We start from the raw sequence: 20,932 nt of genomic DNA on the forward strand, positions 1-20,932 counted from the left end.
GTGGGGGGGGGGGGGGGGGGGGAGGGAGGGGGGGGGGGGGGGGGAGGAAAAGGGAGACGAAAACTGAGGGCCCTGTTCGCTTCGGCGCCGGCTGGGGGGCGCCCCCCCCCCCCGCCGAGCGAATTGTCATCAGGCGTTGACCGGAAGGGCGATCACCACCTCCTGATCGTCGCCGGGCAGGTAGTGCACCTGGACGATCCGGCCGACCTGCACCGACGCGATTGCCGTTGGGGGAAGGTACTTTTCGGCACGGGTCTCGAACGTGGTCCCGTCGGGGCGGGTGACCACCAGGCCGAGTCCGATCTGGGTGTAACCGCCGCGGATGTGACCGGGGACGTCGAGGCTGCGGACCACGGCTTGGGCGGCGATCCCGCGTTCGGCGATGTCGAGCTTGCCTCGGGTGGTGATGCCCTTGCGGATCAGCGACTCGTTCATGGCGCGCTGAGCTGCGCCGTTGTCGCCGGAACGGTCGATCTCGACCTTGTCGGTGCGGCCAGGCAGGTAGCGGACCGGCAGGACCACGCCCGGCTGCAGCAGGGCCAGTTCGGTGAGCGGCACGATCATCTTGGCGTGCGAGTCGAAGACCTTTCCATCGGACCCCTCGACCCGGAAAGCGATCTTGACCTGCGGTTGGTCGTTCACCGAAACGCCGGTCTGCCGGTATGACGTGATGGTGCCGATGCCCACTTCGGCGTCGCGGAACTCGCCGCTGTTGCGGCCGGTGAAAGCCTCGAGGATGCCGTCGCCGGTGAAGGCGAAGACCATCGGGACGAGGGTGAGGGCGATGATCGGCAGGGCCATGTGCGGGCCGACCCAGCCGAGCATCGCGCCGGTGTATTCGTCGGGGGTGTAGGTGAGGCCGTAGTAGAGGTAGTAGCCGACTGCGAGGATTCCGAAGGCGACCGCGGTCGCACGGAGCTTGGATTTCATGACAGTTCTCCTTGTGCGACCGGGTCGCGGATGGGTCAGGCGCCGACGATGGTGGAGCAGGCGAAGGTGATGTCGAACTTCGCGGTCGACGGGCCTGCCAGCGGGTTGGTCATGTCGGCGCTGATGCCCTCGCCGGTGACGCGGTAGGTGTTGCCGTCCTTGGTCAGGGTGGCGGAACCGCCGGGCTGGCCATTGCCGTAGCCGACCGCGTACGGCATTCCGTTGGCGCCGCCCTGGCTGCCGCCGATGGCGACGGCCTGGACCTTGTCGCCCTCGATCGAGGCGCTGACCGAGAGGCTGCCGTAGGTGGGGTTGGCGGTGTCGGTCAGGGCGAGGGCCAGGGTGCCCGCCTGCTTGGCGCAGGTGGTGTCGAACTTCGCGGTGAATTCCTTGCCGTCGACGCTGGCGGTGGAGTTACCGGCCGGCGCGGAGGCCGACGAGCTCGGGGAGGTGGTGGCGGCGGGAGTGTCGCTGCAGCCGGTGACGACCAGTGCGGTGGCGGTGGCGGCGAGGGCGGCGATCAGCTTGGTGTTCATGGTGTTTCCGTTTCTCTGGAGTGGGTCTGGTTGGTAACCCGTTGAGAGAAAGGTAGAAACTTCGCGCCGCCTACCGATCCCAACTTTGGGGCGGTGCGAGGGTTTCGAACCGGGGCGCCGGTGGCCGGAAATACCTATAACCTGGTGCGATGCTCAGACCGCGCGCCATGGTTCTCGATGAGGTGTGGCGGGAGTTGGATGGGGTCGACGCGCTGAGCGGGGCCGCCGGTGGGCCGTTGCGGCGGACGGTGAAGTTGATTCTCGATCCGCTGGTGTTGCGGCCGATGCAGCATCCGGCGCTGGCGGCGAGCGTGCTCGATGCCGACGGGATCGCCCTGTTGACCGCGCTGGTGCACGCGCAGTCCGACACCCTGCGGGCGTGTGCGGCGTGGTTCACGGTGCTCAAGCAGGTGCGGCGGGCGTTGCGGATCACCGAGGGGAATGCGCAGGATCTGTACTTTCAGCGGTGCTTCGAGCTTGCGATCATGTGCGGTGCGCCCGGCGATGATGGACGGGCGCGGGCCGAGCAGACATTGCGCGAGGTCCACGAAAGTACGGGTGGGCGGACTACTGCCGCGCTGAAAAGCTATGTGACAGATAGTGATCGAGCGGCCGAGCTGAATGCACTGCTGGACGTCGCCTGGTCTCGACGGCCCCTCGCGCCGTATGGCGCTCGCGATCTGGCGGCCGAGCTGACCGAGCTACTCGAAGCGTGCACGCTGGCGCGCGAAGGTGATCCCGCCGATGCCGGGCCGCTGTTCGACGACATCGTCGACGACCGGGCCGGCACTCATCGCGGCATCGCCCTGTGGTTGGAGCATCCGGCTCATGGCGCCGATGACCTGGGGCTCACCATGCATTCGAGTCCGCGGCGACCCGAGTTGGGCGCGTCGGCGTCGACCTCGAATCTGGGGCTGCCGTTCGACCGGACCGTGTACGAGCGGGTGTTCACGGTGCTGCAGGGCAGTCTCGATCGGACCGACCTGCCGGAGATTCCGGAGCTGGTGACGCGGGAGATTTCGCGTAGTTGTTCGCCGTGGGGGTTGCTCGATGAGTCGCTGCGGGTCGCCGCGGCGGCGGGTTGTGAACTGGCGCTGGGACTCTCGCCCGTGCCTGGACTTACGGATCTCGTGTCGGGACGGCCCGTATCCGGAACGAGCACCGCCGATTTGCGGAACGTGAACTCATCCGGCATGACTTCGCGGGCGCACGAGGTGGTCAACAGTCGGTGGCGGCGTGAAGGGTATGTGCTGCAGGCGCGGCGGTATGCGGTGCATGGGGTCGACGGGGTGGGGCCGCTGGCGGTGGTGGCGGCGGAGTTACGGACGCCGTGGCGGCCGTATCTGCGCAGGTTGTGGGTGCGATTGCATGGGCGGGACGTGCGGGAGATGCCGGTGTACGAGCCGGGTGAGCTGTGGGATCTGCTCGACGGGGTCGCGCGGTCGGTGATGCTGGATCACCGTGCGCGGGTCAAACAGGTGCTCACCGCTGAGGCGGCTGTGGTGGAAGCGAGGGCCAGTTGATGACTGTTGTCGAACTTCGCCGTGTGGAACCTGGGTTGCTTGTGATCGGTGTCGACGGTGCGCCGTTGGTCACCGATGGTTCGCTTGGGCTCGACGTGCTGGTGCTCGAAGTTGTTGGTGGCCATTTGAGTTGGGTTCTCGATGGTGGAGACCTGCCTGCTGCGGTGCTCGATGATGTCGAGGCGGCGCAGGATTGGGTGTGGGCGGTTTATGGCGAAGCGGTCGCGTTGGCTGTGTCTGGAATTCATCCACAATCACTCACAGCCGTGCCTGCTCGGCCGGAACTTGTAGTTGCACTGCGGCGACTTGCGTATGCGCACTGGGCGAGTCGATGGTGGCCTGCGTCCACTATCGATGGGATTGCGTCGCTGGATGCTCGGTTGCTGTCGGATGAGATCGAATCGCTCAGCGAGACATGCGAGATGGTGCTCGGTGAGGACGGAGACGTTCCGCATGACGGCGCGGTGTCGCGAGAGGTGGCGCACGGTGACGATGCCGCTGATACGGGAGCCGGCGATGACGGGATCACTTCGAGCAGGCAGCCTTACGAAGGGGGCGGTTCGCGAGAGGGAGTGGCGCATCTCGGATCTCGGGGCCGTGCAGACGATTACGCACTGGCCGCGGGCGGTTCGGATCCGGTTGACGGGCTGACAGTCGCGCGTGGAAGTGGTGGATGGGATTGGCGACGTTGCCCGCCCGGAATTCTCGACGCGAGCGAGCACGCGGTGTCCTGGCTGGCGACGCGGGCGGCCGGGGTGTCGACGGTGCAGGTCAATGTGGTCGCCGCGCCCGATTGCCGGGGCGCCGTCCCCGAACACCTTCGGCCTTTCGCACGCGTGCGGTCGGTCGCGAGGTCGCATTCGTCGAACCCCGAGCGGGGTCATTCGTCCGCCCGAGATGATCACGCAGGGTCGCTCCCGTCTGCCGGCGTGGAGATCGCGTTGCTTCTGCGCGGGGACGTCTGGACGGGAACGGCCGAGATCCCCGGGACACCGGACACCTCGCTCGAGGTCACCGTTTTCGTTCCTGCGGTCGGGCCTGCAAATCCAGTGGACGATGTGGCAGCTCGCGAACAGGTTCGTGGGTTCGCCCGCCGCCGTCTCGGCGGTGTTGCGGGTGCGGGGTTGGACGCCGAGGTAGCGGCAGCCGAGTCGGATGAGGACTTCTGATGCGCCACGCTGAGCGTCCATTTCTCGCCACGTTGGTGCGAAATCCGACCATTGGCGCGAAGAATGTCCGTCCAGCGTGGGCGCTGGACGGGAGCACATAGATGGCAGCCACCGGCCGAACATCCGACCGGGACGACGCGCAGCTCACCGCGGGATACGCCGCCTACCAGCGGGGCGAGGTGGCTACCGCGCTGGAGATCTTCGAGAAGGCGGCCGACGGTGCGGCACCTCGGTTGCGTAGTGCGGCGCTGGTCAACGCGGCGAGTATGGCCGACGAGCTCGGGGATCATCGGCGGGCGGTGGCCCTGTTCCGGACTGCCCTCACCGAGATGTCCGCGGACGCCGCACACCAGCGACCTGGGGCTTTGGTGAACCTGTCGCAAGCCTTTCAGCATCTGGGTGAGTTCGACGCGGCGCAGGATGTGCTCGAGGAGGCGCGGGCACTGCTCGCGGACAGCACCGACCAAGGATTCCTGCGGGTGGCGTGCCTTTTGTCGCTGACGGCGGTGGCGTTGCATCGACAGCAGTGGGCACGCGCGGGCGAATTGGCCACCGAATCACTCGGCGTGACAGAGCGTTTCGCACCGGAGCTGGCCGGTCATCCGCTGATGAACCTGGCTGCCTGCTCGTTCGAAACCGGGCGCTGGGAACTCGCCGTCGACTTCGCTCGACAAAGTGTGGCCGCGTTCACCGCAGCGGGTGCCGACGACGCCGTCGCCGAGTCGCGGCAGAACCTGGCCACCATGCTGGTGCGGGCGGGGCGCTTCGACGAGGCCGAGGCGCCGTTGCGGGCCAGTCAGGCGTTCTTCGAGGCGGCTGAGCTGGGGCATCGGTGTGGGATCGGAGCGAAGACGATGGGCTTTCTCGCCGAGCGTCGAGGTGAATCAGGCGCGGCCCGTGCGCATTACGAGACCGCGCTGAAGCAGTTCGACGCCACCGGTGCCGTGGTGGACGCGGCCGACGTGCGACTGCGACTCGCCACCGTCGCCTGCGCCGAGGGTGATCTCGGCGCCGCCGAAGAACTACTCGACGTGTCGTTCGCCGTCTACGCCGCACACGGACTCGGAATGCACTGCGCCCAACTCGACTACTGGCATGCGGAACTGCTGCACGACGCGATCGAGGAAGCAGCACAACCAGATCCGGCCCTCCTCAGCCGCGTGGTCTCCCTGGCCGTGCCCGCCGCCCTCGCCATCGACGCCGTTCGCCACACACTCCCCAACGGCAACCAGCGCGAACACTGGCATCGCACCGTCGCCGAACCCGCCATGCGGCTGGCCTTCCACTGCGCCGCTCTCTCCGGCAACGGCCAGCTGGTCAGCGATCTGATCGATACGCAGTGCGCGGGAACAACTCTCGATCTCACCGCCTTCACCGAGCCGGTCGCCCCGACGCTCAGCTTCGAACTACTCGACCTCACCCTGCCCGAGGAAATTGCCGCGCCCGCACTACAACTCGGCACCGCGCTCGCCGAGGTCGCCGCAGCGGCGGGCATTCCCGTCGCACCGCCACCACGCCTGGTCGACGGTGAGCGAATAGTGCTGTCGGACTTCATCACCTACGCCGAGCAACGTTACGGCCGCCCCGTCCGCGACCAGCGAATGATCGCACTGTGAACCCACAGCCGCCGAACCGCAGACCGAACGAGACCGGCACGGAATCGGCACCGCCTGACCACGCGGTCATGCCTCCGACCTCAGAGGATGCCTCCTCAGCAGTGGCTTCGACGCCAACGAACACCCTGCCATCCGGAGCGATAACCTCGCCGACTGCCTTCCTGCGGATGGCGGACGCGGGCGACGTCTACGTATCGTGGCGGTGGGCCGATGATGCCTTGGCGCGCGGTGTCGCGGTGCTGCCTCGCGACGAGGTGCGCGAAGTGCTGCGAACGCTGGCCGGCGCGGTGCCCGATCCCGCGCGACCCGAGGATCTGCGGCGGGTCATGACCGAGGGCGCCCTCGTCGATCCCACAGCGGAAAGCGCTCTGGCACAGGCATTGTCACGCGCACTGTTGCCGTACGGATTGGCCGTGCAGCTCTACGAACTGTCCCAGCGCGGCATCCGGCCGCATCTGCGAATTCAACCGTCACCACGACTCGCACAGGTTCCGTGGGAGATCATCGCGCCCGACCCCGCGATCCGTCTGCTCGATATCGCCGATGTGAGCCTGCTGGCGCCGGTATCGGTGGTTCATTCGCCGGAGCGAATAGTGCACCGCTGGAACGAAACTCGCGACCTACCCGTAGTCGCGATACTCGATCCGCGCGTGCCCGGTTTCCGCGCGGACTCCGAACTCGGCTCGGTACTAGGCCGCCCAAACGCGGAAAGCACAGTGGCCCAACACTTCAGCCGCTACGGTGCTCGCCTGCTCCCCCACGCATCAGACCCGGTCGACCTCTTCCGCCGCACCGACACCGACCGCGACTGGCTGTCCGATGTCCTCCGCCAAGGCGCGAGCCGACTCGTCTACGTCGGCCATGTCACCTCTGCCACACCGGAATCCGGCTACAGCGAACACGCCGAACTGCACCTGAGCTGCACCGCCGACACCCGCGGCTTCGCCACCCCGAACCGCACCCACCGCCCCCTCTCGGCGAAGGATCTCCTCCTTGGCACCCATTCCCTCGACCCGACGCCGACCGCAGGCCGCGACCTCTGGCCGATGCCGAGCCGAGTCGCCCTCATCGCCTGCGAAAGCGGCGGCGACCTCCGCTTCACCGAGGCCCTCGGCCTGACCACCGCCGCCCTCTCCGCAGGCGCGGAACTCGTCACCGCCACCCGCTGGCCACTCCCCACCGACCACGCCTTCCACACCCTCACCCCCACCACCACCTACCCCCTGCAAGCCGCCATCTGCGCCGTAGACACCGCACACGATTCCCCCACACCCATCCCCACCCTCCTGACCTGGCAAAGATCCCGCCTCGCCACCTGGCAAACCACCCCCACCCTCGAAAACTCCCCCCTCCTGTGGGCCGCCTTCGCCACCGTCACCGGCTGAACTATTCGGGCAGGCCGAGGCCTGACGCGAGGGTTGGCCAGGAGCGGTAGAAGGCGTCTTGCCAGTAGCCCCAGGAGTGGGTGCCGGTGGGTTGGTGGTCGAAGGTGGCGGGGATGTTCAGGGCGGTCAGGCGGGATTCCAGGTTGCGGGTGCACCAGCTGACCGCTGCTTCGATGATGCCGCCCAGGACCAGTTGGTTGGCCAGCCCGACGGGCGTGGGGTTCATCATGTTCGGGTCGTCGATGTGGTCGTGCGGGCCGGGCAGGCCGGAGGCGTCGGAGATGTACAGCCTTGTGCCGCGCAGCTTTTCGGCGTGCACGACCGGGTCGTTGGCTACCCACGCCGGGTCGTCGTCGGGGCCGTACATGTTGCGGACGTCGCCGCCGCCGTAGGTTTCCACGACCAGTTTGGTGAACTGTTTGCCGATCGGGTCGGAGATCTGCGCGCAGCCGCTGTAGCCGGCCACCGACTGGTAGAAGCCCGGCTTCGCCTGTGCCAGTTGAAGAACCGCGGTCGCGGTCATCGAGTTGGCGGCGATGGCGTTGACGCCGTTGGTGCCAAGCGCCGCGTCGACCAGGGGCGGGAGTTCATCGAGCAGGAAGGTGCGCCATTTGTTGCGGCCCAGCGCCGGGTCGTCGTGCTGCCAGTCGGTGTAGTACGCCCAGGCGCCGCCGACCGGCATCACCACATTGACGTCCTTGGTGGCCAGGAAATTGCCGACGTCGGTGTTGCGCCACCACGTCGCACGGTCCTCGCCGCCGCCCGCACCGTTCAGCAGGTACAGGACCGGGCGTGGCACGGATGCGTCCTTGGGGCGCTGAACACGGACGGTGATGCCCTTGTTCATCGACGCGGAGAACACCAGCATCGTCAGCTCTCGACCATCGACGCGGCTGGACAGGATGTTCGAACCGTTGGCGGTGGCCGTGGACGCGAACAGTTTCTTGGATTCCACGATCGGATCGCGGCCGTCGGCCAGGCTGATGCCCGCGCCGAACGTCGCGACACACGCGGCCAGCACACTGCCGACGACACCGAAAGCCAGTGCGCGCCTGATTGTTTTGCCCATCGGCGGAAATCGTCCCCATCTATCACGTGGCGGACATCACGCAGACCGCCAGAAGACAGACAGTATCGGGCGCACCGACAGTTGGTCGAGCCTGGTTACAGGACCTGATCGAGGAAACGGCGCAGGCGGGGAGTTTGCGCGTCGTCGAACAGGGCGTCGGGGGTGCCGGTCTCCACGACCACGCCCTGATCCATGAACACGACACTGTCGGAAACCTCGCGCGCGAAACCCATTTCGTGGGTGACCACGATCATCGACATGCCGCCGGAAGCCAGGTCCGCCATCAGCGCGAGCACGCCCTTGACCAGCTCCGGGTCCAGCGCGGAGGTGGCCTCGTCGAAGAACATCAGTTCCGGTTTCATCGCCAGTGCGCGCGCGATCGCCACCCGCTGTTGCTGGCCGCCCGACAGCGAACCGGGACGCGCGTCGGCCTTGTCGGCCAGGCCGACGATCTCGAGCTGCTCCATCGCGACCGCCCTTGCCTCGTCGGCGGACAGGCCGCGCAACTTGCGGGGGCCGAGCACGATGTTGTCGGCGACGGTCTTGTGCGGGAACAGGTTGAACTGCTGGAAGACCATGCCGATGCGTTGGCGCAGCTTGTCGGGGTTGTCCTTCAGCACCGATTTGCCGTCGAGGAGCACGTCGCCGGAGTCGGGTTCGTGCAGGCGGTTGAGCACGCGCAGCAGGGTCGATTTACCCGAACCGGACGGGCCGATGACGGTGGTGGCGTGGCCCGCCTCGACGTGGATGTCGACCCCGCGCAGGATGTGGTTGTTACCGAGCGTGAGGTTCAGCCCGGTGCCGGTGAGAGATGCACTCACGCGCCTCGCCCTTCTGTGATGACGGCCTGCTCGAGCGGGTCGGCGGGGGTCGGTTTGCCGGTGCGCATGCGCTGGTCGATGTAGTTGACCAGGTGGGTGAGCGGGATGGTGAGCACTAGGTACATCAGGCCCGCGGCGACCAGCGGGGACAGGTTGCCGGTCTGCGCGTTGAGGTCGCGGCCCACTGCGAACAGTTCGCGCTGGGAGGCGAGCAGGCCGAGGAAGTAGATCAGCGACGAGTCCTTGATCAACGCGATGAACTGGTTCATCAACGCGGGCAGCACCCGGCGCACACCCTGCGGGATCACCACCAGTGTCATGGCCTGGCGGTAGCCGAAACCGATCGCGCGCGCGGCTTCGAGCTGGCCGGGCTCCACCGACTGGATGCCGGAGCGGAAGATCTCGCCGATATAGGCCGACGACAGCAGGGCAAGCGCGACCGCGCCGAGCCAGTACGGGTTGCCGCCGGTGAGATTGCGGACCACCGGGCCGATGCCGAGGCCGATCAGCAGGATGATCACCACGGCGGGCAGGCCGCGGAAGATGTCGGTGTAGACGCGGGCGGGCCAGCGCAACCAGCGGGTTCTGGAGATGCCCATCACCGCCAGCAACATGCCGATCACGGTGCCGAGAATGCCCGAAACCAGCGCCAGGATAAGAGTATTCGGCAGGCCGGTCTTGATCAGGTCGGGGAAGGCCTGACGGTACAGCGACCAGTCGAAGAAGGTGTCCTTCAACTGCTGCAGGGTCGACTTCTGCGCGACTTGTTCTGTCTCCGGGGTCTTTTCGGCTGCCAGTGCTTTGAAATCCGGAAGTTGTGGTGCCGGTGCGGCTTTCGAGCCGGGCTTCCAGCCGGGCGGGAGTTCGCGGGGGACCCAGTCGGCGTAGAGGCGGGCGTAGGTGCCGTCGGCGATCACCGCGTCCAGGCCCGAGTTCAGTGCGTCGATCAGCGGCTGGTTGTTCTTGGCCACCGCGTAGCCGACGAAGTTGTCGAGGCTGAACGTGTTCTGCGAGACCACGATTCCGTCGCCGGGCTTGATCGCGCCCTCGGCCTGCGCGGACGGCGCGACCCACGCGTCGACCTGACCGGACTTCAAGTTCGCGTACGCGGTGTTGTAATCGGGGAACTTCACCGGGTCCAGCTTCAGCTGGTTCACCACGAACTCGTCCTGCACGGTGCCCTGCACCACCGCGATGCGCGAACTGCTTGTCAGGTCGCCGAAGCCCTTGACCGCGCTGTTCTGTGGGACGACCAGGGAGAAGTAGCCGAAGTCGTAGCCGTTGGTGAAGCCGACCATTTCGCGGCGGGCGTCGGTGGTGGTGATGTTGGACGAGCCGACGTCGAAACGCTTACCCGACACCTGAGCCAGCAGGCCGGCGAACTCGGTGCCCGAGAACTCCACGCGCAGACCGAGTTTCGCGGCCATCGCGGCGAGTAGTTCGTTGTCGAAGCCGGTGAACGAGCCCTTGCTGTTGACGCAGATGCTCGGCGGGGCGTCGGACAGGGTGCCGACGCTGAGCACGCCCGGGTTGAGCAGGCCGAGTTTCGAGGTGTCGATCGTGTCGACGGGGGCCGTGGTGGCGGTGGTGTAGCGGTCGGGGCCCGCGGTTTCCCCGGCGGCGAGATTGGCCGGGGCGGCGGACGCAGCGGACGCGCCCGGCGGGGAACAGAGGTCGCGTGCGGTGCTGCTGTCGGAGCCACCGCAGCCGGTCGCCGCGACGCCGACGAGGAGCAAGAGGGCGGCGATCCGCGCCTTGGTTCGTACACCTGCCATGGCGATAAACCCTAGCCGCAACCTTACGAATCGAAGGTTACGCAGCGCGGCGGTATGACGCAGGTCCTACCGGAATCGTCGGCGGCATTGCCGATCCGTGCAGATCCGGGAGTTGCCACCAGCACAGCGCGGGCGAGAGTTCCGGACCGGCTCAGGCCAGACCCTCGAGCAGTTCGGGGTTCACCTCGTCGCGCCATTCGATCGCACGGCGAACCTCCGTGAGGTCGTACTCGGGACCCGAGACACCGACGGTGAACAGCGTGACGCCGATATCGTGCAGCGCCTTCGCACTGTCGCGCCCCTGCCACTGCACCGACCGCTCGATCCGCGCCGCGTCGGTCCCGACCTGCGCCGCGTGCTGCGCCAAGACCTCGTTCTTATGCGTCAACGTCGCCACATCGGCGAACGAATGCCAGATATCGGCGTACTCGGCGACCAAGCGCAAAGTCTTCCGTTCGCCACCACCACCGATGAGAATCGGCAGTTTCCGCACCGGCGGCGGATTCAGTTTCGCCAGACGAGCATCGATGCGCGCCAAGCTCTCCTTCAACAACGCCAATCGGCTTCCCGCAGTGCCGAATTCGTACCCGTACTCGTCATAATCCCGCTCGAACCAGCCCGCCCCGATCCCCAGAATCAGCCGACCCCCACTGATGTTGTCCACCGTGCGCGCCATATCGGCCAACAGATCAGGATTGCGATACCCACCCCCGGTAACCAACGCCCCCAACTCCACCCGCTCGGTCTGCTCCGCCCACGCCCCGAGCATCGTCCAACACTCGAAGTGCGCCCCCTCGGGATCACCGGTCAACGGAAAGAAGTGATCCCAGTTGAACACGACATCAACTCCCACCTCCTCCGCCCGCAACACCGCATCCCGAATAAGCCCGTAATCAGGCGCATGCTGAGGCTGAAGCTGAACTCCGATACGCACCGGACGACTCATACCGTTAGCTCCTCGAGGGCTCGGATCGACTCCGTGCCCGAGGCTACCCGCAGGCGTTATGAGCCGCCACAGACCAACCTGCGATGGATCTGAGCAGGCTGTCGCCCCGGCGGCTAATGTGATGGCGCTCGTAAGAGTGGAGACCCTGTACTCGGATCGTCCGGCACGTTCCTGCCGGGATGGGATGTTGATCTACGCATGGCTACTGTTACTTTCGACCGCGCTACTCGGCTTTATGCCGGTGCTACCAAACCCGCGGTCGACGCGCTCGATCTCGAGATCGCTGATGGCGAGTTCCTGGTGCTCGTCGGGCCGTCGGGGTGTGGGAAGTCCACTTCGTTGCGGATGTTGGCCGGGCTCGAAGAGGTCAATGGTGGGTGTATTCGGATCGGCGATAAAGATGTGACGAACGCCGAGCCCAAGGATCGCGATATCGCGATGGTTTTCCAGAACTATGCGCTGTACCCGCATATGTCGGTGGCGGAGAACATGGGGTTCGCGCTGAAACTGGCCAAGGTGTCCAAGGCCGAGCGCGATGAGCGGGTGTTGGAGGCGGCCAAGCTGCTCGACCTCGAGCAGTACCTGGACCGCAAGCCGAAGGCGCTGTCCGGCGGGCAGCGGCAGCGGGTCGCGATGGGGCGGGCGATCGTGCGACAGCCTCGGGTGTTCCTGATGGACGAACCGCTGTCGAACCTCGACGCCAAGCTGCGCGTGCAGACCCGTACCCAGATCGCGCAGTTGCAGCGGCGGCTGGGGACCACCACGGTGTACGTGACGCACGACCAGGTCGAGGCGATGACCATGGGCGACCGGGTCGCGGTGCTCAAAGATGGTCTGCTGCAACAGTGTGCGTCGCCGCGCGACCTCTACCGGGATCCGGCGAACATGTTCGTGGCCGGGTTCATGGGGTCGCCCGCGATGAACCTGTTCACGCTGCCCGTGCACAACGGGGCCGTCACCATCGGCGGGTACCCGGTGCGGGTGCCGCGCGGGGTGGCCGACGCGGGTCAGGGTTCGGTGGTGCTCGGCATCCGGCCCGAGCATCTCGAGGTGGGTGACGGCGGGCTCGAAATGGAGGTCGACGTGGTGGAGGAGCTGGGCTCCGACGCGTACGTCTACGGGCGCGCGCTGTCCTACGGCGCCAGCGGCCAGACCGGCGAAACCATTGTGGCGCGGGTGGATTGGCGCAACCCGCCACGCAAGGGCGAACGCCTGTCCCTGACCGTGAACCCCGAACACGTGTACTTCTTCAGCGCGGACGGCCGACGTCTGCGCTGAATCACCTTGTTGGACAGTTGATCACCACGCTGTGGTGGCGGCATCGGTCGAGTGCGGTCCGCCACCACAGCGTGGTCAGCTATCCGCCTTTCGGCGCTCGGCGCGGTGGTCGAGGTAGGGCTGGTTGACTCGGACCGCCAGGCGGTCCAGTGGGACCGCGGTTCCGTCTTCGGTGCGTAGGTCGACGGTGACCGGGGCGCCGGTTTCGGCGTCCACGCGAAGCAGGGGGGCGGGGCCCGGCTGCAGGTAGGTGTCGCCCCATTGCCATAGGGCCACTACCGCGGGGAGTAGGTCCGTGCCCATTTGCGTGAGGGTGTATTCGTGGCGGGTGCGCTGGCCTTCTTCCTGGTAGGGGCGTTTTTCCAGCAGGCCGGCGGCGGTGAGTTTGCGCAGTTGGGCGGAGGCGGCGGCGTCGGTGATGCCGACGCGGCGGGCGAAACCGTCGAAGCGGCGGGTGCCGTAGTAGGCCTCGCGCAGGATCAGCATCGCGGAGCGGGTGCCGATGAGGTCCATGGCTTTGGCGATGGAACAGCCCTCGGTGTTCCATTTGTTGAGATCGGCCAGGGGTCCCTCCATCACGGCTGCCATGCCGAACATCATAGCTCTTCTGACTTGAGTTGATCATAGTTAGCGCTTACGCTGACTATTGTCAGATAGAGTCAGCGTTGTCGAAAGAGGACTTCCCATGCGAGACGCGGTCATCGTCGAAGCGGTACGCACCCCGATCGGGCGGGGCAAGCCGAACGGCGCACTTCACGACGTTCATCCTGTGGATCTGCTGGCGCACAGCCTGCGGGCGGTGGTCGAGCGCAGCGGGATCGATCCGGTGCTGATCGACGATGTGATCGGCGGGATCGTCACCCAGGCCGGCGAACAGGGGTCGAATATGACGCGGCGGGCCGCCCTCGCCGCCGGATATCCGGAATCGGTGCCCGCCACGACGGTGGATCGGCAGTGCGGTAGTAGTCAGCAGGCGATTCACTTTGCGGCACAAGGGGTTATCGCGGGCGCCTATGACATTGTGGTGGCCGCGGGTGTGGAATCGATGGGGCGAGTTCCCATGGGGGCCAATCTTGTTGGCGCCACCGATCTGTCCGGCGTTGCTTTCGCGGAGCGCTATCCCGAGGATCTTGTCCCGCAGGGGATCAGTGCCGAGCTGATCGCTGCCAAGTGGGGGCTCACTCGTACTCAGCTCGACGAGTTCGCGCTGCGAAGTCACGAAAAGGCCGCTCGGGCAACCAAAGACGGGCTCTTCGCGGATGAGCTCGCGCCGATCAACGGGCTGAGCACGGATGAGGGGATCCGGGTCGGCAGCACCCTCGATACCCTCGCGAAACTGAAGCCGGCCTATTACGACCCCGCGATGGCGGCGCGATTCCCGCAGATCGGCTGGGAGATCACCGCCGCCTCGGCCAGTCAGGTCAGCGACGGGAGTTCGGCGGTGCTGATCATGTCCGGCGAACGCGCCGAGCAGCTCGGACTGCGGCCGTTGGCGCGGCTGCACAGCTTCTCCGTCGCGGGCGACGATCCGTTGCTGATGCTCACGGCGGTTATCCCGGCGACCGAGAAGGTTTTGCGGCGAGCGGGTCTCGATATCTCCGATATCGATCTGTTCGAGATCAACGAGGCGTTTTCGCCGGTGGTGCTGGCGTGGGCCAAGGCGACCGGGGTCGATATGAGCCGGGTGAACGTCAACGGTGGGGCGATCGCGCTCGGGCATCCGCTCGGTGCGTCCGGGGCGCGGTTGATGACGACGCTGGTCCACGCCATGCAACAGCGTGGGGCGCGTTTCGGATTGCAGACGATGTGCGAAGCGGGCGGCCTCGCCAACGCCACCATCATCGAACGGTTGTGAACCGACACGGCGGCGCTCACCGCGAGCGCCGCCGTTCGGCTCGGCGGCCCCTCGATTTCGTCGAATGGGCGCCTTTCAGCGGCAGGTAGGCGGGCCGCACGCGATCGGCGCGACCTCTACGATCGGTCGGGTGGACGCCGACCTGTTTGTGTATGCGATTCCGTTGCGGACGCGGTTTCGGGGGATCACCGTGCGCGAGGGGATGTTGATTCGCGGCGAGTTGGGGTGGGGGGAGTTCTGCGCGTTTCCCGAATATGACGATCGGGAGGCGGCCGGATGGTTGGCCACTGCCGTTGAGCAGGTGACTGTGGGGTGGCCTGCTCCGGTGCGGGATCGGATTCCGGTGAATTGCACTGTGCCTGCGGTGGATGCTGTGCGGGCTGGGCGAATTGTTCGGGAATCGGGTTGTGCCACTGCGAAAGTGAAAGTGGCTGATCATCCGGATTCTCTGGCTGAGGATTTGGCGCGGGTGGCGGCGGTGCGGGAGGCGATCGGGGAATCGGGGGCTGTTCGGGTTGATGCGAATGCGGTGTGGGATGTGGAGACCGCTGTACGGAATATCGGTGAACTCGACAGGGCCGCTGGGGGTTTGGAGTATGTCGAGCAGCCGTGTCGGACAATTGAGGAATTGGCCGAGGTTCGGCGGCGGGTTTCGGTGCCTATCGCCGCCGATGAGTCGATTCGGCGGGCCGAGGATCCGATGCGAGTCGCGGTGGCGGGGGCGGCCGACGTGGCGGTGTTGAAGTGCACGCCGCTGGGTGGGGTTCGGCGCGCGTTGGCTGTTGCCGGGGCAGCAGGGTTGCCGACCGTGGTGTCTTCGGCACTCGAGACGAGCGTGGGGTTGGCAGCACAACTCGCCCTGGCCGGTGCCCTGCCCGAACTCGAATTCGCTTGTGGATTAGGCACTCTCGCCCTGTTCGAAGGCGATCTCGTGACAGATTCACTGCGCCCGGTCGATGGCTGGATGACAGTTCCCACCAGCCCCCCAGAACCGGACCCGACCCTGATGCAGAAATACCGCCACCCCGACCCGGATCGGGTCGACTGGTGGCTACGGCGCTACGCCCGCGTCAGCGAACTGCTCGAGGACAGCTGATTCGACCCCTACCCGAACCGAACCCCACACCCACCGAACGTCGCCCGAATCAACAACCCAGCCTCCGCCCCCACCACGCCCTCTACCAATTCCACATAACGCGAACAGAATTCAGGCCCGTGCGCGGCTTCCGAGGGATCGGCCGAAAAATGGTGGGCGAGCTCATGCAGAACAACCAGCTCACGAAGCGCCCAAGACCCCGTATGCAACGGAACAGCCAACACCCCATTCGCAGGCTCATAGTGAGCGGCGGATGCACCCCCACGGGCCCGAACCCGAACCGAAACCCCGGCCCGTTCCCATTGCGCCCGAACCCAATTCAGCGCCAAAACCTTATCCACATAAACCTGCACCGACTCCACAGACGCGAACCGCCGCTCCACCGGCAACGTCAACCGCGACCCGAACACCTCCACCGTCCGATGCCCGAACTCGTCAGCCCGATCGAACACCCCACGCACCAACTGCTCACCGTCATAAACCCTGCCCCGCTGACTGTCGCGCCGAACGACCGGATCAGACATCGCCGATGATCATCCCCCAGTGAGCTTTCCGCGCGCAGCAGGCAGTTCGGCCGACGTACCCAAGCGCGCAGACCGCCCGGCCCGATCCCCCGCACGCCGAGCCGCGGCCGAGTGCCCCGTAGACGTCTGCGGCCCCCGCCACGTTCCCCGGGCCTCGGAGGTCGACTTGTAGAAGTCGGTCAACGCCACCTCCTTGTCGCGCAAAGCCAACGAAGTCCCGGTCGACTCGACAGCGGATTCCTCGGCAACCACCTCGGCTTTCACCTGCGCCAACCGAGCCCCGATCCGAGCCGCGAACGCCATCTGGAAGTTCAAGCGAGCCGTCACCCCCGCCACCGGCACCTCCACCCGACGACGAACAGTGCGCCCCAACCGCTTCTCGGCAACCACCTTCACCACCGTCGCCGCACGGTAGGCACCGGATTTGATGTAGGCGTCAGAGGCCCGAACCATCTGGATGAGCAAGCTGGCGTACAGCGCTTCGCAAGCATCGATATCGGCGGCGAACCCGTAGGCGTAAACCTGCGCGGATGTGCGGGCGACATCGCAGCGAACATCGTTGGCGGTAGCGATCGCCACGAACAGCTGCACATACGTGCGCAGGCCTTTTCGGCCGGGTTCGCCGATCGGGATGATCCGCTGCACCGGCACCGACCTGCGCTCGCGCGAGGCGACATGGGAGCGGGCCACCGCGAGGTCGATCGAGGATTTGGTCGCCAGTCGCTGGGCGGCGGCGAGAAAGGCCTCGGCCTCGTGGGCGTTGTCGGTCGACTCGGCCTTGCGCAGCAAACCACCGATGCGGGTGAGCATCCGATCAGGGGTCGCGGGACTTGTCACAACCAAAGACCCTAAGCCACCCCACCGACACGAAAACTATGTAAGTCTTTGCCCGTTCTCGGCCGCCTCGATCTGGACTGACCAGAGGGTGCGACGAAGGAGTGCCCGCCGGGAGGGAAGATCGAGGCCTCAGGGCCGAGAACACGCGGGCCCCGGCCCGCAGAAAATGCTGCGGCCTCAGGGCCGAGAACACGCGGGCCCCGGCCCGCCAACAATGCTGTATGTTGCCCTTTGCACCGCACAAGGTGTGCTGCTGCTCACGTCTTGACCCTGGAGTGTCCGCGATGGCCTTGAAGTTTGTCCCCCGCGCGACGATGGCTGCTGCCTCGATCGCGTTGCTCACCGCCACGTTCGCCAGTGGGTGCTCCAGTGACGACGCTGGCAACCCACTGGATCAGAACCTGTCGGGCCGCGGCCCCATCACCTACGTCGAGGGTAAGGACACCACCGAAACCGGTGTGGTCAAGCAGCTCATCGACCGGTGGAACGCCGCGCACCCGAACGAGCAGGTGACGTTCAAGGAGCAGTCCGCGGACGGTACCCAGCAGCACGACGACCTGGCCGAGCACTTCCGTGCCAAGCAGGACGGCTACGACGTGGTCGCGCTCGATGTGCCGTGGACCGCCGAGTTCGCCGCGAAGGGCTGGGTGCAGCCGCTCGAGGGCAACTTCGCGATCGACACCGCGCCGCTGCTCGCGCCGACCGTGGCCAGCGCCACCTACAACGGCAAGCTGTACGCGGCACCGAAGAACACCAACGGCGGCCTGCTGTACTACCGCAAGGACCTGCTGCCCAACCCGCCGAAGACCTGGACCGAGATGCTCGGTCAGTGCCAGGTGGCGCGTGAGAACAACATCGGCTGCTACGCCGGTCAGCTCGCCCCGTACGAGGGCCTGACCGTGAACACCTCGGAGGTCATCAACGCGTTCGGCGGCAGCTTCGTGGGCGCCGACGGCAAAACCCCGACCGTGAACAGCCCGGAGTCCAAGGCCGGCCTGAAGGTTCTGGTCGACGCGTACAAGAACGGCGATATCCCCAAGGAAGCCATCACCTTCAAGGAGGGTGAGAGCGCCAGCGCGTTCGAGTCGGGCAAGCTGCTGTTCCTGCGCAACTGGCCGTACCTGTACGCCCAGGCCAATGCCGACGGTTCCTCGGTGAAGGACAAGTTCGGTGTCGCCCCGCTGCCGGGCAACACCGGCGTGGGCGCCTCGACGCTGGGTGGCTACAACGCCGCGATCAGCGCGTTCTCCAAGAACAAGGCCACCGCCGCGGACTTCACCCGCTACCTGGTCAGCGAAGAGGCGCAGCAGATCATCGCCTCGGGTGCGCTGCCCCCGGTGCGCGCCTCGCTGTACGACGACCCGGCCCTGATCGCGAAGATGCCGTACCTGCCCGCGCTGAAGGAATCCATCGCAGGCGCCGTGCCGCGTCCGGTCACCCCGTTCTATCCGGCAGTGTCCAAGGCCATTCAGGACAACGCCTATGCTGCACTGACCGGCGCCAAGTCTGTCGACGACGCGGTCGCCGGCATGCAAAAGGGCATCGAGACCGCCGGTTCGTAGCAGCACGCGCAGCGGACCCGACCAGACCGTAGGAGAGTAGAAACGGTGTCGGATCCTTCGGGACCCAAGCAGCGCGGGCTAGCGCTGCAACTGCGACAATCGGGCAAGGCGTGGCTGTTCGTCGCGCCTGTGCTCGTCGCACTGGCCGTGGTCATCGGATATCCGGTGGTCGAGGCGGTCTGGATGTCCACGCAGAAGGACTCCGGGATCGACGCGGCCACCGGGATGTTCGTCGAGGGCGGCGGCGCCGGATTCAGCAACTACACGCACTGGCTGTTGCAGCGGTGCGCGACGCTGAGCGGTGAGGTGTCGTGCCCGACCGGCACGCTGGGTTCGCAGTTCTGGTCCGCGGTCGGGGTCACCCTGTTCTTCACCGTGGTGACCGTGACGATCGAGGCGACCCTCGGTCTCGGCATGGCCATGGTGATGGGCAAGACCTTCCGCGGTCGGGCGCTGTTGCGCGCGGCGGTGCTGATTCCGTGGGCGATTCCGACCGCTGTCACAGCGCGGTTGTGGGAGTTCATGTTCCAGTACGACGGTGTCGTGAACCGGCTGCTGGGCACGCACATTCTGTGGACCTCGGATGTGTGGGCGTCGCGGTTCGCGGTGGTCGTGGCCGACGTGTGGAAGACCACGCCGTTCATGGCGCTGCTGATTCTTGCTGGGCTGCAAGTGATTCCGAACGATGTGTACGAGGCGGCCAGGGTCGACGGTGCGTCGGCGTGGCAGCGGTTCGTGCACATCACGCTGCCGCTGCTCAAGCCCGCGCTGCTGGTGGCGGTGCTGTTCCGCACCATGGACGCGCTGCGCATGTACGACCTGCCCGCGATCATGACGCTGGGCAACCCGTCGACCAACACGCTGTCGATCCTGGTGGTCGAGCAGGTGCGTCAAGGTCCCAATAGTGCTGCGGCACTGTCGGTGATCACCTTCTTGCTCATCTTCGGTATCGCGTTCGTGTTGGTGAAAGTGCTCGGCGCCAATGCTGTTCGCACGCAGGAAGAACAGCGGAAGGCGAACTGATGAGCATGTCGATGACCAAAGAACCCGCGTCGAATCCGCTTCCGGTGCAGCCGGTTTCGTGGCGCAAGCGAATCGGCACGGTGCGGCTGTACCTCGGTGTCGCGATCGTGCTGATCTGGGGCCTCGGCCCGTTCTACTGGATGGCCGTTGTCGCCTTCCGCGACCCGGCGCACACCTTCGACAGCACCCCGTGGCCCACCCACGTGACGCTGGAGAACTTCCGCAACGCCTTCGACACCAGCCGCGGCAACAACTTCGGCAGGGCGCTGCTCAACAGTGTGATCATCGGTTCGGCGACCACCGCGGTCGCGCTGCTGCTGGGCGTGCTCGCGGCCTACGCGTTGGCGCGCATGACCTTCGCGGGCAAGTACCTGGTGTCGGGGCTGATCCTGTCGGCGTCGATGTTCCCGGCCGTGGTGCTGGTGACGCCGCTGTTCCAGCTGTTCACCGATCTGGGCTGGATCGGCCAGTACCAGGCGATGATCATCCCGAACATCTCCTTCGTGCTGCCGATGACGGTGTACATCCTGGCGTCGTTCTTCGCCGAATTGCCGTGGGAGCTCGAAGAAGCCGCGCGCATCGACGGTGCGAGCAAGTTCCAGGCGTTCCGGTTGATCATGCTGCCGCTGGCCGCGCCCGCGGTGTTCACCACCGCGATCCTGGCCTTCATCGCCTCGATCAACGAGTACCTGCTGGCCCGGCTGCTGTCGGGCAACGACACCAAACCGGTGACCGTGGCCATCGCCAGCTTCTCGGGCAACGATCCGCTGGTGCAGCCGTACGCGGCGATCATGGCGGCGGGCGTGATCGTCACCGTGCCGCTGGTGATCATGGTGCTGATCTTCCAGCGTCGCATCATCTCCGGTCTCACCGCTGGTGGCGTCAAGAGCTGACCTACCGGGTTCTGTCACCGCCCACGGGTAGAGTCACCTGCACCGATATCGACGTCGGTGCAGGTGAGTTCCTCTGCTCGCTCCGAAAGGAGAT

19 protein-coding genes are annotated in these 20,932 nt (G+C 66.2%); 10 read left to right on the forward strand and 9 right to left on the reverse strand.

What is annotated here, in order from left to right:
* Window positions 1–129: 129 nt before the first annotated feature.
* Both ACFWVD_RS24830 and ACFWVD_RS24835 read right to left on the reverse strand, forming a co-directional pair.
* Window positions 130–930 (reverse strand): hypothetical protein, encoded by an 801-nt coding sequence (locus ACFWVD_RS24830; RefSeq protein ID WP_379246656.1) that lies wholly within the window; start codon window positions 928–930, stop codon window positions 130–132.
* A gap of 35 nt (window positions 931–965) precedes the next feature.
* Window positions 966–1,466 (reverse strand): lipoprotein LpqH, encoded by a 501-nt coding sequence (locus ACFWVD_RS24835; RefSeq protein WP_379246658.1) that lies wholly within the window; start codon window positions 1,464–1,466, stop codon window positions 966–968.
* 167 nt (window positions 1,467–1,633) lie between these two features.
* On the opposite strand from ACFWVD_RS24835, the gene ACFWVD_RS24840 reads away from it, so the two are divergent.
* The 4 genes from ACFWVD_RS24840 to ACFWVD_RS24855 all read left to right on the forward strand — a co-directional run bounded on the left by ACFWVD_RS24840 (window position 1,634) and on the right by ACFWVD_RS24855 (window position 7,159).
* Window positions 1,634–2,989, forward strand: a complete 1,356-nt coding sequence (locus tag ACFWVD_RS24840) for a hypothetical protein (RefSeq protein WP_379246756.1) — start codon at window positions 1,634–1,636, stop codon at window positions 2,987–2,989.
* The gene (locus ACFWVD_RS24845; RefSeq protein ID WP_379246660.1) at window positions 2,989–4,158 is read left to right on the forward strand and encodes a hypothetical protein; all 1,170 of its coding nucleotides are present in this window, start codon (window positions 2,989–2,991) and stop codon (window positions 4,156–4,158) included. The genes ACFWVD_RS24840 and ACFWVD_RS24845 overlap by 1 nt, the downstream gene beginning before the upstream one ends.
* A 101-nt stretch (window positions 4,159–4,259) precedes the next feature.
* Window positions 4,260–5,774, forward strand: a complete 1,515-nt coding sequence (locus ACFWVD_RS24850; RefSeq protein ID WP_379246662.1) for a tetratricopeptide repeat protein — start codon at window positions 4,260–4,262, stop codon at window positions 5,772–5,774.
* Window positions 5,775–5,941: 167 nt separating this feature from the next.
* Window positions 5,942–7,159, forward strand: a complete 1,218-nt coding sequence (locus ACFWVD_RS24855; protein ID WP_379246664.1) for a CHAT domain-containing protein — start codon at window positions 5,942–5,944, stop codon at window positions 7,157–7,159.
* A gap of 1 nt (window position 7,160) precedes the next feature.
* Here ACFWVD_RS24855 and ACFWVD_RS24860 read toward each other — a convergent pair whose 3' ends face one another.
* The 4 genes from ACFWVD_RS24860 to ACFWVD_RS24875 all read right to left on the reverse strand — a co-directional run bounded on the left by ACFWVD_RS24860 (window position 7,161) and on the right by ACFWVD_RS24875 (window position 11,770).
* Window positions 7,161–8,228, reverse strand: coding sequence for an alpha/beta hydrolase (locus ACFWVD_RS24860; RefSeq protein WP_379246666.1), 1,068 nt, complete (start codon window positions 8,226–8,228; stop codon window positions 7,161–7,163).
* 95 nt (window positions 8,229–8,323) lie between these two features.
* Complete coding sequence (locus tag ACFWVD_RS24865; protein ID WP_379246668.1) at window positions 8,324–9,049, reverse strand: amino acid ABC transporter ATP-binding protein; 726 nt, start codon at window positions 9,047–9,049, stop codon at window positions 8,324–8,326.
* Window positions 9,046–10,824 carry an ABC transporter substrate-binding protein/permease gene (locus tag ACFWVD_RS24870; protein WP_379246670.1) on the reverse strand — a complete coding sequence of 593 codons (1,779 nt, stop codon included), beginning with the start codon at window positions 10,822–10,824 and terminating at the stop codon, window positions 9,046–9,048. The genes ACFWVD_RS24865 and ACFWVD_RS24870 overlap by 4 nt, the downstream gene beginning before the upstream one ends.
* Before the next feature lie 151 nt (window positions 10,825–10,975).
* A complete protein-coding gene (locus ACFWVD_RS24875) occupies window positions 10,976–11,770 on the reverse strand; it encodes an LLM class F420-dependent oxidoreductase (protein ID WP_379246672.1) in 795 nt (264 codons plus the stop codon).
* A gap of 198 nt (window positions 11,771–11,968) precedes the next feature.
* On the opposite strand from ACFWVD_RS24875, the gene ACFWVD_RS24880 reads away from it, so the two are divergent.
* Complete coding sequence (locus tag ACFWVD_RS24880; RefSeq protein WP_379246674.1) at window positions 11,969–13,048, forward strand: ABC transporter ATP-binding protein; 1,080 nt, start codon at window positions 11,969–11,971, stop codon at window positions 13,046–13,048.
* A 75-nt stretch (window positions 13,049–13,123) separates the two neighbouring features.
* Here ACFWVD_RS24880 and ACFWVD_RS24885 read toward each other — a convergent pair whose 3' ends face one another.
* Window positions 13,124–13,636 carry a winged helix-turn-helix transcriptional regulator gene (locus ACFWVD_RS24885; protein WP_379246676.1) on the reverse strand — a complete coding sequence of 171 codons (513 nt, stop codon included), beginning with the start codon at window positions 13,634–13,636 and terminating at the stop codon, window positions 13,124–13,126.
* A gap of 97 nt (window positions 13,637–13,733) precedes the next feature.
* Between ACFWVD_RS24885 and ACFWVD_RS24890 the strand changes: the two genes are divergently transcribed.
* Together ACFWVD_RS24890 and ACFWVD_RS24895 are read left to right on the forward strand one after the other, a co-directional pair.
* On the forward strand, window positions 13,734–14,903 hold the full coding sequence (locus ACFWVD_RS24890; protein ID WP_379246678.1) for a thiolase family protein: 1,170 nt from the start codon (window positions 13,734–13,736) through the stop codon (window positions 14,901–14,903).
* Window positions 14,904–14,967: 64 nt separating this feature from the next.
* Window positions 14,968–15,999, forward strand: coding sequence for an o-succinylbenzoate synthase (locus tag ACFWVD_RS24895; RefSeq protein WP_379246680.1), 1,032 nt, complete (start codon window positions 14,968–14,970; stop codon window positions 15,997–15,999).
* 8 nt (window positions 16,000–16,007) lie between these two features.
* Here ACFWVD_RS24895 and ACFWVD_RS24900 read toward each other — a convergent pair whose 3' ends face one another.
* Window positions 16,008–16,523 (reverse strand): TIGR04338 family metallohydrolase, encoded by a 516-nt coding sequence (locus ACFWVD_RS24900; protein ID WP_379246682.1) that lies wholly within the window; start codon window positions 16,521–16,523, stop codon window positions 16,008–16,010.
* Window positions 16,524–16,532: 9 nt separating this feature from the next.
* Complete coding sequence (locus ACFWVD_RS24905; RefSeq protein ID WP_379246758.1) at window positions 16,533–17,333, reverse strand: DUF2786 domain-containing protein; 801 nt, start codon at window positions 17,331–17,333, stop codon at window positions 16,533–16,535.
* Window positions 17,334–17,644: 311 nt separating this feature from the next.
* Between ACFWVD_RS24905 and ACFWVD_RS24910 the strand changes: the two genes are divergently transcribed.
* From ACFWVD_RS24910 to ACFWVD_RS24920, 3 genes are all read left to right on the forward strand, one after another.
* Window positions 17,645–18,922, forward strand: a complete 1,278-nt coding sequence (locus ACFWVD_RS24910) for an ABC transporter substrate-binding protein (protein WP_379246684.1) — start codon at window positions 17,645–17,647, stop codon at window positions 18,920–18,922.
* 90 nt (window positions 18,923–19,012) lie between these two features.
* The gene (locus ACFWVD_RS24915) at window positions 19,013–19,945 is read left to right on the forward strand and encodes a carbohydrate ABC transporter permease (protein ID WP_379246760.1); all 933 of its coding nucleotides are present in this window, start codon (window positions 19,013–19,015) and stop codon (window positions 19,943–19,945) included.
* An 11-nt stretch (window positions 19,946–19,956) separates the two neighbouring features.
* Window positions 19,957–20,838, forward strand: a complete 882-nt coding sequence (locus tag ACFWVD_RS24920) for a carbohydrate ABC transporter permease (protein WP_379246686.1) — start codon at window positions 19,957–19,959, stop codon at window positions 20,836–20,838.
* Window positions 20,839–20,932: the final 94 nt, after the last annotated feature.

Origin of the sequence: Nocardia sp. NPDC058666, from assembly GCF_042714895.1 — a bacterium.
Classification (GTDB): Bacteria; Actinomycetota; Actinomycetes; order Mycobacteriales; family Mycobacteriaceae; genus Nocardia.

Coding starts and splice junctions, on each gene's coding strand:
- ACFWVD_RS24830 (WP_379246656.1), bottom strand. CDS start 930: ATGAAATCCAAGCTCCGTGCGACCGCGGTCGCCTTCGGAATCCTCGCA.
- ACFWVD_RS24835 (WP_379246658.1), bottom strand. CDS start 1,466: ATGAACACCAAGCTGATCGCCGCCCTCGCCGCCACCGCCACCGCACTG.
- ACFWVD_RS24840 (WP_379246756.1), top strand. CDS start 1,634: ATGGTTCTCGATGAGGTGTGGCGGGAGTTGGATGGGGTCGACGCGCTG.
- ACFWVD_RS24845 (WP_379246660.1), top strand. CDS start 2,989: ATGACTGTTGTCGAACTTCGCCGTGTGGAACCTGGGTTGCTTGTGATC.
- ACFWVD_RS24850 (WP_379246662.1), top strand. CDS start 4,260: ATGGCAGCCACCGGCCGAACATCCGACCGGGACGACGCGCAGCTCACC.
- ACFWVD_RS24855 (WP_379246664.1), top strand. CDS start 5,942: ATGGCGGACGCGGGCGACGTCTACGTATCGTGGCGGTGGGCCGATGAT.
- ACFWVD_RS24860 (WP_379246666.1), bottom strand. CDS start 8,228: ATGGGCAAAACAATCAGGCGCGCACTGGCTTTCGGTGTCGTCGGCAGT.
- ACFWVD_RS24870 (WP_379246670.1), bottom strand. CDS start 10,824: ATGGCAGGTGTACGAACCAAGGCGCGGATCGCCGCCCTCTTGCTCCTC.
- ACFWVD_RS24875 (WP_379246672.1), bottom strand. CDS start 11,770: ATGAGTCGTCCGGTGCGTATCGGAGTTCAGCTTCAGCCTCAGCATGCG.
- ACFWVD_RS24880 (WP_379246674.1), top strand. CDS start 11,969: ATGGCTACTGTTACTTTCGACCGCGCTACTCGGCTTTATGCCGGTGCT.
- ACFWVD_RS24885 (WP_379246676.1), bottom strand. CDS start 13,636: ATGGCAGCCGTGATGGAGGGACCCCTGGCCGATCTCAACAAATGGAAC.
- ACFWVD_RS24890 (WP_379246678.1), top strand. CDS start 13,734: ATGCGAGACGCGGTCATCGTCGAAGCGGTACGCACCCCGATCGGGCGG.
- ACFWVD_RS24895 (WP_379246680.1), top strand. CDS start 14,968: ATGGGCGCCTTTCAGCGGCAGGTAGGCGGGCCGCACGCGATCGGCGCG.
- ACFWVD_RS24900 (WP_379246682.1), bottom strand. CDS start 16,523: ATGTCTGATCCGGTCGTTCGGCGCGACAGTCAGCGGGGCAGGGTTTAT.
- ACFWVD_RS24905 (WP_379246758.1), bottom strand. CDS start 17,333: ATGCTCACCCGCATCGGTGGTTTGCTGCGCAAGGCCGAGTCGACCGAC.
- ACFWVD_RS24910 (WP_379246684.1), top strand. CDS start 17,645: ATGGCCTTGAAGTTTGTCCCCCGCGCGACGATGGCTGCTGCCTCGATC.
- ACFWVD_RS24920 (WP_379246686.1), top strand. CDS start 19,957: ATGACCAAAGAACCCGCGTCGAATCCGCTTCCGGTGCAGCCGGTTTCG.